Origin of the sequence: Lysinibacillus sp. NPDC094177 (genome assembly GCF_050279145.1) — a bacterium.
In the GTDB taxonomy this organism is placed as follows: domain Bacteria; phylum Bacillota; class Bacilli; order Bacillales_A; family Planococcaceae; genus Lysinibacillus.
This window is the reverse complement of sequence record NZ_JBNNTW010000002.1, coordinates 263137-279928: the sequence shown is the minus strand read 5'-3', so window position 1 is coordinate 279928 and position 16792 is coordinate 263137. Positions and strand designations below refer to the sequence as shown.

13 protein-coding genes are annotated in these 16792 nt (G+C 37.2%); 6 read left to right on the top strand and 7 right to left on the bottom strand.

The window, feature by feature from the left end; genetic code table 11:
• The 6 genes from def to ACQKNC_RS04840 form a co-directional block, all read right to left on the bottom strand.
• Positions 1–495 carry a peptide deformylase gene (def, locus tag ACQKNC_RS04865; protein WP_427423743.1) on the bottom strand — a complete coding sequence of 165 codons (495 nt, stop codon included), beginning with the start codon at positions 493–495 and terminating at the stop codon, positions 1–3.
• A 562-nt stretch (positions 496–1057) separates the two neighbouring features.
• Positions 1058–3472, bottom strand: coding sequence for a primosomal protein N' (gene priA, locus ACQKNC_RS04860; RefSeq protein ID WP_427423742.1), 2415 nt, complete (start codon positions 3470–3472; stop codon positions 1058–1060).
• Positions 3469–4479: a bifunctional phosphopantothenoylcysteine decarboxylase/phosphopantothenate--cysteine ligase CoaBC gene (gene coaBC / locus ACQKNC_RS04855; RefSeq protein ID WP_427423741.1), complete on the bottom strand. Its 1011-nt coding sequence runs from the start codon at positions 4477–4479 to the stop codon at positions 3469–3471. Before coaBC ends, priA begins: the two co-directional genes overlap by 4 nt.
• A 125-nt stretch (positions 4480–4604) precedes the next feature.
• Positions 4605–4832 carry a DNA-directed RNA polymerase subunit omega gene (gene rpoZ, locus ACQKNC_RS04850; protein WP_427423740.1) on the bottom strand — a complete coding sequence of 76 codons (228 nt, stop codon included), beginning with the start codon at positions 4830–4832 and terminating at the stop codon, positions 4605–4607.
• A 4-nt stretch (positions 4833–4836) separates the two neighbouring features.
• Positions 4837–5454, bottom strand: coding sequence for a guanylate kinase (gmk, locus tag ACQKNC_RS04845; RefSeq protein ID WP_053594155.1), 618 nt, complete (start codon positions 5452–5454; stop codon positions 4837–4839).
• Positions 5455–5497: 43 nt separating this feature from the next.
• The gene (locus ACQKNC_RS04840; RefSeq protein ID WP_427423739.1) at positions 5498–6373 is read right to left on the bottom strand and encodes a YicC/YloC family endoribonuclease; all 876 of its coding nucleotides are present in this window, start codon (positions 6371–6373) and stop codon (positions 5498–5500) included.
• Between the two features lie 640 nt (positions 6374–7013).
• On the opposite strand from ACQKNC_RS04840, the gene ACQKNC_RS04835 reads away from it, so the two are divergent.
• From ACQKNC_RS04835 to ACQKNC_RS04810, 6 genes are all read left to right on the top strand, one after another.
• Positions 7014–8711 carry an Rqc2 family fibronectin-binding protein gene (locus ACQKNC_RS04835; protein ID WP_427423738.1) on the top strand — a complete coding sequence of 566 codons (1698 nt, stop codon included), beginning with the start codon at positions 7014–7016 and terminating at the stop codon, positions 8709–8711.
• Positions 8712–9790: 1079 nt separating this feature from the next.
• Positions 9791–11440, top strand: coding sequence for a peptide ABC transporter substrate-binding protein (locus ACQKNC_RS04830; RefSeq protein ID WP_427423737.1), 1650 nt, complete (start codon positions 9791–9793; stop codon positions 11438–11440).
• Between the two features lie 131 nt (positions 11441–11571).
• Positions 11572–12501, top strand: a complete 930-nt coding sequence (locus tag ACQKNC_RS04825) for an ABC transporter permease (RefSeq protein WP_427423736.1) — start codon at positions 11572–11574, stop codon at positions 12499–12501.
• The gene (locus tag ACQKNC_RS04820; protein WP_427423735.1) at positions 12501–13421 is read left to right on the top strand and encodes an ABC transporter permease; all 921 of its coding nucleotides are present in this window, start codon (positions 12501–12503) and stop codon (positions 13419–13421) included. Before ACQKNC_RS04825 ends, ACQKNC_RS04820 begins: the two co-directional genes overlap by 1 nt.
• 14 nt (positions 13422–13435) lie before the next feature.
• Positions 13436–14491 carry an ABC transporter ATP-binding protein gene (locus tag ACQKNC_RS04815; protein WP_387079883.1) on the top strand — a complete coding sequence of 352 codons (1056 nt, stop codon included), beginning with the start codon at positions 13436–13438 and terminating at the stop codon, positions 14489–14491.
• A complete protein-coding gene (locus ACQKNC_RS04810; RefSeq protein WP_427423734.1) occupies positions 14484–15410 on the top strand; it encodes an ABC transporter ATP-binding protein in 927 nt (308 codons plus the stop codon). Before ACQKNC_RS04815 ends, ACQKNC_RS04810 begins: the two co-directional genes overlap by 8 nt.
• 462 nt (positions 15411–15872) lie before the next feature.
• Here ACQKNC_RS04810 and opp4C read toward each other — a convergent pair whose 3' ends face one another.
• The gene (gene opp4C / locus ACQKNC_RS04805; RefSeq protein ID WP_427423733.1) at positions 15873–16781 is read right to left on the bottom strand and encodes an oligopeptide ABC transporter permease; all 909 of its coding nucleotides are present in this window, start codon (positions 16779–16781) and stop codon (positions 15873–15875) included.
• Positions 16782–16792 lie beyond the last annotated feature (11 nt).

Below are 16792 nucleotides of genomic sequence, written 5' to 3'. Positions count from 1 at the left end.
TTATTCCTCCTCTTCAGCGTACATTGCTTCAAGCTCTTCTTCAGTTACAATGCGTTTGATTTTTGAATCAAATAACACGCCATCTAAATGATCGATTTCATGTAAAATTGCTCTTGCATCAAAGCCACCCGCTTCTAGCTCATATACACGACCTTCACGGTCACATGCTTCAATTTTCACATAATCAGGTCGTTCAACCTCACCGTATAATCCTGGGAAGCTTAAGCATCCTTCAATATCTACTTCAGCTCCATCCGTTTTAATGACAGTCGGATTAATCATTTCTAAAATATCTCGTTCCTCGCCAAGCTCGACAATTGCAACACGTAATCCTACATTTATTTGTGGTGCTGCAATACCAACGCCATCGTATTCAACCATTGTGTCATATAAATCATCTAATAATGTAATAATTTCTTCATTTATTTCTGTTACTTCCGCGCACGGCGTTGATAGTATCTTTGCTGGATTTTCAACAACTTTTTTAATTGCCATCTTATGTTCCTCTTTTCTATATTTAAGGTCAAGTGTGTTGATTAGCTATTTTTATCATTCTAATTATTTAGAAGGCTCTGATTTCCGCTACGGGCTACTCGCTTTCCCGCGGGAGTCGAGTAGCTCTCTGCTTCAATCAGTAAAAAATGGGGATATATTAGCAAGATAGCAACAAAAAAATTCTTCTATCAGCCAACACAAACTTATATTCACCAATCAATATACTGATTTAAAGTTATACCTTATTTAATTGGACTCCATATAACTAGCTACGACTCTTTCAGCATTTAATAAGCTCAGCATCATAACTCGTAGTTGATTTTCGTTCCGGCTGGGCGCTTTCATGGGACGTTAGGTCAGCAAATGTTTTATATGTGTGAAAGCAAAGCGACAACAGCACCGATGTTGGTCACGAAGGCGTTATCACAGGACGTGATGGTTTTAGCCTTCGTTCCTCTATTGCTAATCCCCAAAGAGTCACCCAGTCTCCACTCCAATCAATTTATCCACATGACATACATTTTCACAAAATGTCATCCCAAACTTTCGTTGATGGAGCATTTTATATAGTTGACGGATCTAAATCTACCGTCATTAGTATACCTTGTTTAATCCATTCTGCTCGATACATCGCAAGAAGGCGCTGTAACACAGGAATGAGATTTGGTTCAATTTTATATTTTATCAAACATTGATAGCGATATCTATTTTGGAGACGACTAATACTTGCAGTTGTTGGACCAATAATTGCTACTCGGTTTGATAAGTTTTCCCTTAGCCAATCTGCCGCACGTCCTGCATACTCTGCCGCTATCATGACATCTTCATGGGATATTTGAACAAGTGCTACATAATAATACGGTGGATAGCTTGAGCGGCGGCGTAAAAACATTTCACGTTCGTAAAATGGCTCGTAATCTTGTATTTTTGCCAATTCAATTGCATAATGCTCTGGTGTATACGATTGAATAATAACCTCACCGTGCTTTTCATGACGTCCAGCCCTACCACTAACCTGCGTTAATAATTGGAATGTACGCTCCGCTGCACGGTAATCAGGAAGATGCAGAGATGTATCAGCACTAAGTACACCAACAAGCGTAATATTAGGAAAATCAAGACCTTTAGCAATCATTTGCGTCCCTAGCAAAATATCTGCCTGTCCTTCCCCAAATGCTTGCAAAATTTCTTCATGTGCACCTTTTTGCTTTGTTGTATCAACATCCATTCGAAGAACCCTTGCCTCAGGAAACAGCTTATAAATTTCTTCCTCTACTTTTTGTGTTCCCGTACCAAAATAACGGATATGCTCACTCTGGCATTGTGGACATATTTGTGGAACACGCTCCTCATAACCGCAATAATGGCATTTTAATTTCTCTGTTGTTCGATGATACGTTAACGAGATGTCACAGTTCGGACATTGTACAACCGTTCCACAATCACGACAAAGCACAAAAGAAGAATAGCCACGACGATTTAAAAACAACACCATTTGTTCTTTTTTCTCAAGTCTTACACGTATAGCATCAACAAGCTGCTCCGAAAACATAGAACGATTCCCTTTTTGAAGTTCTTCTCGCATATCGGCAATAAAAACTGTTGGTAATGGTTGATGCAAAGCACGTCGCTTTAATGATAGCAAACTATACACGCCCTTTTTTGCTCTCGCAAATGACTCAAGCGCAGGCGTTGCACTACCTAATATAACTGGACATTTGTAAAATTCACTTCGCCATATCGCTACATCTCTAGCGTGATAACGTGGTGAATCTTCTTGCTTGTATGTGGATTCATGCTCTTCATCCAAAATAATTAGACCTATATTTGTAAAAGGTGCGAAAATTGCCGAACGAGCTCCAACAACAACGCTTACCTTTCCTTGCTGAATTTTACGCCATTCATCATACTTTTCACCGACAGATAAGCCACTATGCATCACAGCAACCATCTCACCAAAACGACTACGAAAACGCTCTGTCATTTGTGGTGTTAATGATATTTCAGGCACTAGCATAATGGCTTCCTTACCTTCATCTAACACCTTTTGTATCGCTTGCAAATATATTTCAGTTTTACCACTTCCCGTGACGCCGTGTAGTAAAAAAGTTTTCGCAGTCTGTTCTTCCATCGATCTAGTAATAGCCTTTAGTGCTATGTGCTGCTCTTCCGTCAATTGTAAAGATTGTGTACGGGAAACCTCCTTCGTAAAGGGATCTCGATACACCTCTTCTTGTATAAAATGAGCGGCTCCTTTTTCAATAACTGACTGTAATACCGCGGTAGATGTGCCTGTTTCCTCATAGATTTTCTGTGGCAAAAGGACCTCTCCAAGATGTTTGCCCATCCATTCAATCAGCTGGCGTTGTTTAGCTGCTCTCGCTGCACTTTCCATTGCTTTGTCGACATCTTGCTGATTATCTGAAATTTTGACCATCCGTATTTCTTTCACATTACCTTGCTGCTTCACAACATTTTCAATTTTTACAAATTTATTAGTGATAAGCTGTTTTAATAAAGGAAGTAATTCTGCACGCTCGAACTCTTTGAAATTAGCCTGTTGTCGCTTGCCAAAAATAGCTTGAGCTTCAGCTGGCAAAGCGTCTTTCTCCACTAGTAGCGTTACGATTTTTTCATACTTCGCTCGAAGCGCTGAAGGGAGCATGACCTGTAAGGCATCAATTTCATAGCAAATCGTTTCGTTTTTCAGCCACTTTGCCATTAACAGCATTTCTTCGGTTAATACAGGCTCTATATCTAAAATTTGCGCAATAGACTTTAATTTATTTGATGGTACATCTGTTTCATTTTTTACCCCGACCACAAAGCCTAAAACATTTCGTGGCCCAAACGGTACTTTTACACGACAGCCCATCTCTATAATATGTGCCCATTCTGTTGGTACTTCATAGTCAAATGGACGATCTACATGGTAAGTTGAAACATCCACTATAACCTCTGCAATCAAAAAACTCATTGCTTCTCACCCTGCAATACATATGTCCAAAATGCTTGCGCAAACTGCGTGGCATTTGTCGTATCCCACAATTGACCATTTACTTCTGCCGTTTCACTAAAATCAATCCACGTGTCAGACATAATTGTTAACATTGGTTCACCAATAACCTTTTGTCCAAAAGTAATTGCGCTAATTCCTTCTACGGATAGTATCGGTGCCCCTTCAATTGTAGGCGTATTTGCAGCATGGATAAAAAATGCAGATGGATATTGCTTTTTATAATCCTCAAGCAGTTCAAAGAGCTTATACACGCTTGTTTCTTTCTCATCTATTAGGATAACATTTGCCCCAAGTGTTTTTGCCTCTTTTGCTATTGCCTGACCAATTTTACTATTCGACTGTGTACTTATAATATGGTGCTCGTCCAGCGGAACATAGAAAGCTCCAGTTGTAACAACTACCGTTTTACCAGCTAATGGTTTAAGCTTCTCTGAAAAAAATTCTTGCACAATGGCCGTTATTTTTTCTGGCTCCTCTAAACGGCCTTTACCAACATAGCCACATGCCAAAAATCCTTCTGAAGGCTCTATAAATTGATAGCCATCAGTTTGTAACTGAGCCAAATTTCGTTTTACCGCTGGATGGTCATACATATGTACATTCATCGCTGGTGCAAGCCATACAGGGGCAGTTGTTGCAAGCAAGATTGTCGTTACCATATCGTCTGCAATTCCATTTGCTAATTTCCCTATGATATTTGCGGTAGCTGGTGCAACTAAAATTAAATCTGCCCAATCCGCCAAATCAATATGAGCAATAACACTCGAATCCTTTTCATCAAAAGTATCGAAAAAAACATCATTTTTAGACATAACTTGAAAGCTCAACGGATTAACAAATTGTCTTGCCGATGCTGTCATGACGACCTTTACATTTGCCCCTGCCTGTGATAGCTTGCTAACTAGAGCGACAGCCTTATAAACCGCTATACCACCTGAAACACAAAGTAAAATATTTTTATTCATATACAATCGTCCTTTCAAATGATAAGCTCCCAAAGGAAAATTCCTCGGGAGCTCTCGGCATTCTGTATAATCAAAAATCCACTGCAAACTTTAACATTAATTGCAAAAGCTTATTTACACCAATGTTAGATTTCGTCTTCGTACACAGTTGACTCATCCTGTGATACCTTCGTAAGTACACCTGCCGCCACTTCTTCAAGTGCTTTCCCTACGTATTTATGTGAAACATACTTGTGTAAGCGTTCAGTGTTTTGTTCCTCTTGCATTTGACGAGCACGTTTAGATGCTAGACTTACTAAAGAGTATTTTGAATCGATTTCTTTTTTTAATGTATCTACTGATGGGTATAACATGGGTTTATTCTCCTCTCAACATTGACAAATATCTTTTTTCAACACGTTCTCTACGACAATGCTCGGCTTTAATAATCGCATTTATACGATCACAGGCATTTGTCACTTCATCATTTTCAACTACATAATCGTAAAGGCTCATCATTTCAAGCTCTTCACTTGCAGTTGCAATACGTTTTGCAATAACTTCGGCTGTTTCTGTCCCACGACCAACTAAACGGTCTTTTAATTCCGTCAAGCTTGGTGGGGCTAAGAAAATAAATAATGCATCTGGTGCTTTTTTACGGATTTGTGCAGCACCCTGTACTTCAATTTCTAAAAACACATCACGACCTGCATCAAGTGTTTCATTTACGTAGGCTAACGGTGTTCCGTAATAATTCCCTACAAATTCAGCATGCTCCAATAAGCCACCCTGTTCAATCAACGCCTCAAATTCTTCACGTGTCTTGAAAAAATAGTCTACACCATCTACTTCACCTTCGCGAGGATTTCGTGTTGTCATCGAGATGGAGTACTCATAATTTGTATTCGGCTGAGAAAATAATTCTTTTCGCACTGTCCCTTTACCTACACCAGATGGGCCAGACAGAACAATTAATAATCCACGTTCTTTTATCATTTATTCTCTATATCTCCCTTAATTTATAACAGATACATACAAGCTATTCGATATTTTGAACTTGCTCGCGCATCTTTTCTAAAATCGTTTTCGCCTGAACTACCGCTATGGCCGCCTCTGTTGATTGATTTTTCGAGCCTATCGTATTGATCTCACGGTGTATTTCCTGCATTAAAAAGTCTAATTTACGGCCAACCGAAATCTTTTCTTGTAATGTTTCTTCCAGTTGATTGAAGTGACTATCTAATCGGTCCAACTCTTCGGTGATGTCCACACGTTCTGCGAATATCGCTACTTCAGCAAATAGGCGATCTTCTAGTACCGCTCCATCCGCCACTTCAGTAATGCGTTCCAATAATCGAGTACGATATTTTTCAACAGCAAGAGAGGCGCATGAACGAATCTGGTTCACTTGCTCCATTAACTGTTCTTTATATTGTACAACAACATCTTGCAATTCTTGCCCTTCACGCTCACGCATTTGAATCAGCTGTTCAAGTCCTTGCTTAATAGCTTTTTCAACAGCACAAAGTAAATCCTCAGGTGTAAGCTGTGGCTTTTCCTGTACAAGCGCTTGTTCAAGCGATAATAACTCTTGCATCGTCCATTTTTCTTCTAATGGTACTTTACTTGCTAGTTGCTCTTTTGCCTTACGATACGCTTCAATTAATGACCAATTAATTTCAATAGATTGCTCGACGTTATCTAAGTCCTTAACATAAACCATCACATCAATTTTGCCACGTGACAAAGCTTGTGAAATTAATTTCTTTGCAAAAATTTCTGCTTCAAGCCATTCTTTCGGAAATTTCGCATTAACTTCTAAAAATCGATGGTTGACCGAGCGCATTTCTACAGTTAATTGAAAGTCTCTTGTTGTTGTGACACCTCTGCCAAAACCAGTCATACTACGCACCAAGGTTCGTCACACCTTTCTTTGCATACTGGGATTATTATAACATAAGCTCTGACATTTATGACGGAAAAAATTACATAGAGCAAAAGCAAATTCTACCACAATTGAAGCTATATTTTAATATTCACCTAAAAAATGCTATGATAAACATAAGAAAAACAGGTGTGTTGATTAACCATTATTATAAATTTGAATTAATTCGAAGAGGCTGATTTCCGCTACGGGCTACTCGCTTTCCTGCGGGCGAACGTCGAGCTTTCCCGCGGGAGTCGAGTAGCCCTACACTACAATCAGTTAAAATGGGAATATATTAGCAAAATAGCAACAAAAACTCCTTTTACTGCTCATCATAAACCTATTTTTCCCTAATCAACACGCCTGAAGAAAAAACTCATCACCAAAAGAAAGAGATGACATTTTGTTAAAACGTTGTCATGCATATAAGTTGATTGGAGTGTAGGCTGGGCGGCTCATCGGACGCCCCCAGGAAAGCGCCCAGCCGAAATGGAAATCAACCACACGTTATGCAGATAAGTCATAAATAAAGTGCATTTGTGCTCCAGCAGAGTGATGAGAATGCACCATTAAAAAAATAAATACGAAAGTACCAAGGATGCTTATATCGTTGGAAAGAGGAATTCATATGGCATTTGACGGCTTATTTACTTACTCAATGACAGCCGACCTACAACAATTAGTAACCGGTCGGATCACTAAAATACATCAACCAAACGCTCAGGAGGTTGTTCTACATATCCGCGCGAACGGAAGCAATCATAAATTACTTTTTTCGATTCATCCTTCTTACGCACGTGTTCACCTTACTGAGCAGTCTATTGACAATCCAGCAGAACCCCCTATGTTTTGTATGCTATTACGTAAGCATATAGAAGGTGGTTTTATTTCTTCTATTAAACAACACGATTTTGATCGCATTATAATAGTAGAAATCGAAAGTAAAAATGAAATTGGCGACCCTATTATAAGGGAGTTACATGCTGAAATTATGGGCCGTCACAGTAACCTGTTGTTAATTGATAAGGAGCATGGAAAAATAGTTGACAGCTTAAAGCATTTGCCACCTTCCGTGAATAGTTTTCGAACAGTTTTACCAGGTCAACCTTATATCGCACCGCCTACACAGAATAAATGGCACCCACTAGTAGTAACCGACGAACAGCTTACAATATTTTTTTCTGAACTAAAAACGGCTAAGGAAGTTGTTTCGCAATTTACTGGTTTCTCACCTATACACGCTGAGGAATTATTATTCCGATTAACAGACACAGTCGATCGTGTAAATTGCTTTAAGAATTTTATTTCTTCCTTTAATAATGGTGGAATAAAGCCGATGTATGTAATTTCAAATAATAAAACTTACTTCTCACCAATCGCTCTAACACATTTACAAGGAGATGTAACGATTTATCCAAATGTACATGAGCTACTTGACCGTGTATTCTTTGCTCGAGCTGAGCGTGATCGTGTCAAACAGCAGGCAGGTGATTTGGAACGCTGGCTGCAAAATGAAATTGACAAGCTTATATTAAAAACTAAAAAGTTAAATAAAGACTATGAACGCGCATCTAAGCTTGATCAATTTCAATTATTTGGGGAGTTACTGATGGCGAATATTTACGCGTTTGAAAAAGGTGTAAAGGAAGTAACTGTCATTAACTATTATAGTGAAACTGGAGATGAGAAAATCATCATTCCAGTGAGTGAACGTAAAACACCTATTGAAAATGCTCAAAGCTATTACACAAAATACACAAAAGCAAAAAATGCCCTTATTATGGTTCAAGAACAGTTAGAGAAAACGAAGGAAGAAATAGTTTATTTTGAAATGCTTGCTCAACAGGTACAACAAGCTTCTCCTGGAGATATAGAAGAAATTCGCGAAGAATTAGCAGAACAAGGTTATTTGAAATTACGTCATGCAAGAAAAAAGAAAAAACAAGTAAAACCTGAGCCTGAACGTTACATCTCTTCTACAGGTGTAGCGATCTCTGTTGGGAAAAATAACAAACAAAATGACATGCTTACATTTAAAATCGCTAAACGTACAGATATTTGGCTGCATACGAAGGATATCCCTGGCTCACATGTTGTCATCCATTCAAGTGAGCCTGACGAAACAACCTTACGAGAAGCTGCAACACTTGCCGCCTATTTTTCAAAAGCAAGAGAATCTTCCTCAGTTCCAGTAGATTACACAGAAATACGTCAAGTAAAAAAGCCAAATGGTGCTAAACCTGGTTTTGTTATTTACTTTGAACAAAAGACTTTATACATCGATCCAGATGAAGCTGTCATTTTGCAGTTAAAAAAACAGTCTTAAATGGTTGGAATACGATACGCAATATATCGTATTCCTTTTTTTATGGCCATTAACACGTAATCTGCACTATACATCTATTTATTTTCCCTTTGACTTGATTGTTTTTTATAGCTATTATCCCTTAGCATTCTTGATAGCAAAAGTTGAGTGACAATAGTATAGACTAACCTCATACAGCACAATGATTACCCTTCATTTTCTTTAGGAAAAACTATAACTACTGTTTATTTTTAGGAAGACTACCATTTAGCAATGTATTTATGGTAAAATAAACCACATGAAGAACATAAGTAATTTCTACTCATTAAGTTCTACTTACACGATTTTTTAGTAACTATATGTAGAAGCTTCCTCCTAAGCAAGACAAATGGATTCCTCCATAAAACAACATCATTCGAGCATTCAAGATCAGGATTATTTTCCCATTTACTATCTACTCAATATTACTTGATTCAATGCTCCGTTTTTTTATACATCGTTGTATATTCAAGTAATGTATAAATTATCTCAAAAAAACATATTCTACTAAAACAACATATATTTATTCTTTAAGAAAGGAACATTTTTTCATACATTTACTCTACTTCTTCTTTTTTCTCTCATATAGTAGATAATCTTAGATAAATACAAAACAAGTTTCTTATATATCATTAATAGATATAAATATTCATTCTTTGAGATTATAAATTACAAAAAAATACCTATCCAAGAATCTAAATCACTCAGTTTTACAGTGATTTTCTACAAATTCATCCAAATCTCTTATAGCATCACACCCGTGACTTTTGAATCATTTTTTATATAGCAATAATATTATCAAAAGAATATGAATTTTCGGTATAATAAGTCATTTTTTTATTTTTATTTTATTTTTGATATTCAGAACAATAAAATATCAAATTATTATTATGAAAACGCCTTCATTCTTTAGTGTGATGAATCGAAAAAAATTATTATTCTCTTAGATGTCAGATAATACTATATAAATTTGAATCTTTTTTATTTTGTACACAATGATTTTTTTGGTATATTAAATAGGAGCTTCACAAAAGGCTTAAAATTGTATAAGGGGGATTCACATGAATAAAAACAAAAAGTTTTTATTATTAACGGTCCTTGCAGTCTTTTCATTAGTACTAGCTGCATGTGGCTTCGGCGGTGATAAGTCTGATAATTCTTCATCTTCAGACGGTAAAAAAGATTCTGGTTCAAAAGCTAAAGAAATTAACTTAGCAATCACTTCAGAACCACCATCTTTACACCCACAACTTGCAACAGATACTACATCTAGCGCAATCTTAATTAACGTTTTTGAAGGTTTAACTGTTTCAGACGCTGAAGGTAAGGCTACTCCAGGTATGGCTGAGAAATGGGAAATAAGTGATGATAAGAAAACTTATACTTTCCATTTACGTGATGCAAAATGGTCAAATGGTGATCAAGTTGTAGCTGGCGACTTCGAATATGCTTGGAAATGGGCATTAAATCCAGAAAACCTTTCTGAGTATGCTTCTATCTTCTATCCAATTAAAGGTGCTGAAGATTACAACTTAAATGGCGGCTCTGCTGATAACGTTGGTATCAAAGCTGAAGATGACAAAACTTTAGTCGTAACTTTAGCAAATCCAACTCCGTATTTCTTAGAATTAACAGGATTCAAAACTTATTTACCAGTTAACAAAAAAGTGACTGAGGCCAACAAAGAATGGTACGCAGACGCAGGTGAAAATTTCGTAACAAATGGTCCTTATAAATTAAGCGACTGGAAACATAACGATTCTATGGTTCTTACAAAAAATGCAGATTATTGGGATGCATCAAATGTTGATGTTGATACTGTAAATATTGCTATGGTTGAAAAAGAAGCAACTGTTGCTACTAAGTTTAAAGGCGGCGAGCTTGACTATATCGGTGCGCCATTCCAAACAGTAGATCTTAATGCAATTGATGGATTCAAAAAAGATGGTTCTTTAAGAATCAAAGACCAAGCAAGTATTTATTGGTATAAATTCAATACAAAAGACAAAATTATGTCTAATGCAAATATCCGTAAAGCTCTTACTCTAGCAATCGATCGTCAAAAATTAATTGACAACGTAACTAAAGGTGAACAAAAACCAGCTACTGGTATGGTTCCAATCGCAATTCCTGGATTTGAAAATGACCGTGGTTACATGAAAGATAACGATGTTGATGGAGCAAAAGCTGCTCTTGAAGCTGGTATGAAAGAACTTGGCATTAAAGACCCTAAAGATATCACAGTAAACATTTCATTTAACACTTCTGAAGCACATGCTGCAATTGCTCAATTTATTCAAGAAGAATGGAGCAAAAAACTTGGTATTTCATCTAAATTAGATAATTCTGAATGGCAAGTTTATTTAGAAAAATTAAGAACTAGTGACTATCAAGTAGGTCGTATGGGCTGGGTAGCTGACTATCTAGATGCATATACATTCCTTGAAATGTTCGATACTGCTAAAAACGGTAACAACCAAACAGGCTGGGAAAATGCTCAATACAAAGATTTATTGAAAAAGTCAGTTGCTGAGGTAGACGAAGCAAAACGTCTTGACTATTTAAAACAAGCAGAAGCAGTTATTATGAAAGAACTTCCAGTTGCACCTATTTACTACTACACTAATTTATCAGTAGTTAAAAAAGGTATTGAAAACTTAGAGCCAAATCCAACAGGTGATATTCACCTTAAAGACGTAAAGATTAAATAATTTTTTTAAAATTACCTTTTAAGCTCTAAGAGGAGAGCTGCCTCGTAGCCACTGCGGCGCGAGTCAGCTCTTTTTAAAATACGAAAGCACTAATTTGTCAGATAATTGACAAATTGAAGGAGGAGTTTTATGTGATTAAATATATTTTGAAAAGGCTGATGTATATACTTCTCGCGCTTTTCGTCATCGTAACGGCTACGTTTTTCCTATTGCGTGTTGCTCCTGGTAACCCATTTGCATCTGAACGTAATTTCCCTCCTCAAATAGAGGAAAAGTTAAACGAAACGTATGGATTAAATAACCCTTGGTATATTCAGTACAAAGATTATTTAATCGATGCGGCCACTTTTGATTTCGGTGAATCTATGAAATATAAAGCGCGTTCAACTAATGATATGATTGCAGAGGGCTTCCCTGTATCTTTAACTTTAGGAATTGAAGCGATGCTGCTTGCTATTGGATTTGGTGTATTAATCGGCGTAGTAGCAGCGCTTTATCATAATAGGTTTCCAGATTATTTGGCAACGACCTTTGCGGTGCTTGGAATTTCCGTTCCATCTTTCATATTAGCTGGACTTATGCAGTATTTCCTTGCATACAAACTTCAGTTATTCCCGATTAGTGGATGGAAAGGCTTTACTTATAGTATATTACCAGCCTTAGCTATTGCATTTTCGCATATGGGCTTTATAGCTAAACTGACACGTTCAAGTATGCTTGAACAAAATAATAGTGATTATGTAAAAATGGCTCGTGCAAAAGGTATAGGCAAATGGACAGTCGTCTTCCGCCATACTTTACGTAACGCCTTATTACCAGTCGTTACTTATTTAGGTCCATTAACTGCTGGTGTTGTTACAGGTAGCTTCATTGTAGAGCAAATTTTCGCGGTTCCTGGATTAGGTAAACACTTTGTGCAAAGTATTACGAACCGTGATTATACAGTTGTTATGGGGACAACCGTATTCTACGCAATCATTCTTTTATTTGCGGTATTCATCGTAGATATTTTATATAGCGTAATCGATCCGCGAATTAGACTGAAAGGAGCGAAAAAGTAATGACACAGCAACAAATCGAAAAAGATAAGTTTAAAATTGTTGGTGGAAATCACGAAGCCACTGATAAATTAGCAGATAAATCTGTCTCCTTTTGGAAGGAAGTATTTATTCGTTTTTCCCATAATAAAATGGCGATTTTTGGATTAATTACTTTAGTAGTTATTATTTTAATGGCTACATTTGTGCCGATGTTTTCACAATACCACTATAGTGATCAATTAGGTTCTTTTAATACCCCACCATCATCAGAATTTTGGTTTGGTACAGATGATTTAGGGCGAGATATTTTCGTTCGAGTATGGGCTGGCGCTCGTATTTCTTTACTCATCGGGTTTGCTGCTGCCATTATTGACTTGATCATTGGCGTATTATGGGGAAGTATTTCTGGTTTAGCAGGCGGTCGTGTTGACAATATTATGATGCGTATTGCCGATGTTTTAACAGCTGTTCCTTACCTTTTAGTTGTAATCGTACTTTTAGTAGTATTAGAACCAGGTATTGTGCCAATGATTATCGCATTATCCATTACAGGTTGGATTAACATGGCCCGTATTGTACGTGGTGAAGTATTATCTATTAAAAATCAAGAGTATGTTTTAGCCGCTCGTACTCTGGGCGCACGCACAGGACATTTAATTTTAAAACATTTAGTGCCAAATGCACTTGGTGCAATTTTAGTAACGATGACATTAACAGTGCCATCTGCTATTTTTACAGAGTCTTTCCTTAGTTATCTCGGACTTGGGGTTCCTGCTCCACAAGCTTCTTGGGGTACAATGGCTTCTGAAGGAAACGGAGCGATTGCAGATTATCCTTGGCGTTTAATATTCCCTGCATTATTCATTTCACTAACAATCTTTGCGTTTAACGCAGTTGGTGACGGCTTACGTGATGCATTAGATCCAAAACTACGTAAATAAGGAGGTGGCCGAAAATGAGTAAAACAATTTTAGAAGTAAAAGATTTAAAAATAAACTTTAAAACTTATGCAGGTCTTGTTCATGCCGTTCGTGGTGTAAACTTTGACTTAAAAGAAGGTGAAACACTAGCAATCGTTGGTGAATCAGGTTCCGGTAAGAGTGTTACGAGTAACGCATTAATGAAACTAATTCCACAGCCACCTGGTATTTATGAGTCAGGACAAATTTTATTTAATGGCCGTGATTTAGTGCCTTTAAGCGACAAAGAAATGTCAAAAGTACGCGGAAATGAAATTGCAATGATTTTCCAAGATCCAATGACAAGCTTAAACCCGACGATGAAGGTCGGACGTCAAATAACTGAAGTTATTTTACAACATAAAAAAGTATCAAAAGCTGATGCTAAAAAACGTGCAATCGAACTTTTAACTCAGGTAGGTATCCCCTTCCCTGAAAAACGTTATAACCAATACCCGCATGAATTTTCAGGCGGTATGCGTCAACGTGTTGTTATTGCCATCGCACTTGCAGCTGATCCTAAGCTTCTAATTGCCGATGAACCGACAACTGCATTAGACGTTACAATTCAAGCGCAAATTTTAGAGCTAATGAAAGAAATCCAAAAAAATTCGAAAACATCTATCATTTTCATTACCCACGATTTAGGTGTCGTGGCAAACATTGCCGACCGTGTTGCAGTTATGTATGCAGGTCAAATCGTTGAATATGGTACTGTTAATGATATTTTCTATAATCCTAAGCATCCTTATACATGGGGTCTGCTTGGTTCAATGCCAGACTTAGATAACGATACTGATGAGCTATTACGCACGATTCCTGGTTCACCACCAGATCTTACCAACCCTCCAAAGGGCGATGCGTTTGCCGCTCGTAATGAATTTGCAATGGCTATTGACTATGAGCAAGAGCCACCGATGTTCCAAGTAAGTGAAACACACTTTGCAAAAACTTGGTTGATGCATCCTGACGCACCAAAAATTCCGCTTCCAGATGCGGTTGCTAAACGTATTGAAGGATATTTAGCAAAGGAGGCACAATCAAATGACTAAATCGGGCGCAAAAAAAATTCTTGAAATAAAAAATGTAAAGCAGTATTTCGGTTCAGCAAGTAACCCTATTAAAGCTGTTGACGGTATTAGTTTCGATGTATACGAAGGTGAAACACTAGGTCTTGTAGGAGAATCAGGCTGTGGTAAATCAACAACTGGTCGTTCCATCATTCGTCTGTACGACATTACAGATGGGGAAATTATTTTCGATGGCGAGAACGTCCATGGGAAAAAATCCAAAGATGAATTAAAGAAATTCAATCGTCAAATGCAAATGATTTTCCAAGATCCATATGCTTCATTAAACCCGCGTATGACAGCAGGAGAAATCATTAGTGAAGCCTTTACGATTCACGGTCTTTACAAAGATAAAAAAGAGCGTCGTGAAAAAGTTAATCAACTGTTAGAGGCTGTTGGCTTAAACAAGGAGCACGCAAACCGTTATGCACACGAATTCTCTGGCGGTCAACGTCAACGTATTGGAATTGCTCGTGCGTTAAGCTTAGATCCTAAGTTTATTATCGCCGATGAACCTATTTCTGCACTTGACGTATCGATTCAAGCGCAAGTTGTTAACTTATTAAAACAACTGCAAAAAGAACGTGGCTTAACATATCTTTTCATTGCCCATGACTTATCAATGGTAAAGTATATCAGTGACCGTATCGCTGTTATGTACCGTGGTAAAATCATGGAAATCGGTAAAGCAGATGATATTTACAATCACCCTGTTCATCCGTATACAAAATCATTATTATCAGCAATTCCACTTCCTGACCCAATGTCAGAAAAACGCCGTCAACGTATTCCGTACAAGCATACAGAAGTTGACGATAGCGCAACATACCATGAAGTGGGCGATCAGCATTACGTTTATGGTACTGCAGATCTTATGAAAACTTGGGTTGCTAATCGATAAAACTATAACTTCCATCTACAGTATAAACGCTGTGATGGGAGTTATTTTTTTCATTGCTTCAAAGCTACACCTTACAGATGACGCATTATTCTTCAATACATTCTACCAAAACACTTGTAGCTGATGTTTTTTACTTTCACTATCAAAACACTTGTAACTACCGTTTCACTTGCGTTACTTAAAGCATCTGTATCTGTCGCTTCGCTTTCGGTACAAAAAACATCTGTACCTGTCGCTTCGCTTTCGGTACAAAAAACATCTGCTGAAAGATGTTAAACTAATTCTCCGTACTATTTGTCTTACTGCATTTATAGTAGGTCCTGTTTCTGCTGCTACTATACCCTAGGATGTGATTTAAAGCCTAGTAAAGAAAGACCTTAACGAAAATAAGGACACCTACTTTTAAGGGTGCCCTTATCTTTTGTTTAATGTTTTATGATTTAATCGTTTAAACCAAACTTATTACCTTCTTGATTTTGGATTTAATGCATCCTTTAAACCTTCTCCAATGAAGTTGATCGACAAAATAACTAATGTAATGGCTGTTGCAGGTGGCACCCACATCCAAAGCTTATACTTAAGTACATCTGAGTTTCTAGCCTCAAATAACATATTGCCCCAGCTCGGAGTATCAGCTGGTACACCAAATCCTAAAAAGCTTAAACTGGATTCAACAACGATTGTTACGGCCATTAATAATGTTGCTTGTACAATAATCGTCGAGGCAACGTTTGGCAATAAGTGTTTCATGATTATTTTTGAAGGCTTACAACCTATTGATTGCGCTGCTAATATATATTCATTTTCCTTTTCAGCTAGCACCCTACTACGCACAATCCTTGCAACGCTTCCCCAGCTTAAAAGCGAAATGACAATTATTATTGTCCATAAACCAGAAACTTTTCCTGAAAGGATCGTATTAATAACAATGACGAATATTAAGAATGGAAACATTAATACGAAATCAGTAAATCGCATTAAAATTTGATCCATCTTTCCTCCAAAATACCCTGATATCGCGCCAACAGCAGTACCAATTATTACAATAAAAAACATACAACTTAACCCAACCAATAAAGATGATCTTCCAGCGTAGAGCATTCTAGTAAAAACATCACGTCCATTCGTATCCGTTCCTAACCAATGCTCATTTGATGGAGGCAGACTAATTTTCATAAAGTCGACACGAACAATATCTTTTGTTGTAATATAAGGAGCTAAAAACGATAAAACGATAACTAATAGTAAAAAAATAAGACTAATCATTGCTAATTTATTTTTAACAAACTTTCGTCTCGCTATTACCCATGGCGAGGGGCTTTTTTTTGGCGTTTTTGGAGATAAAACTTCTTGATTAGTTACCAATGTCATAATTTCCCCTC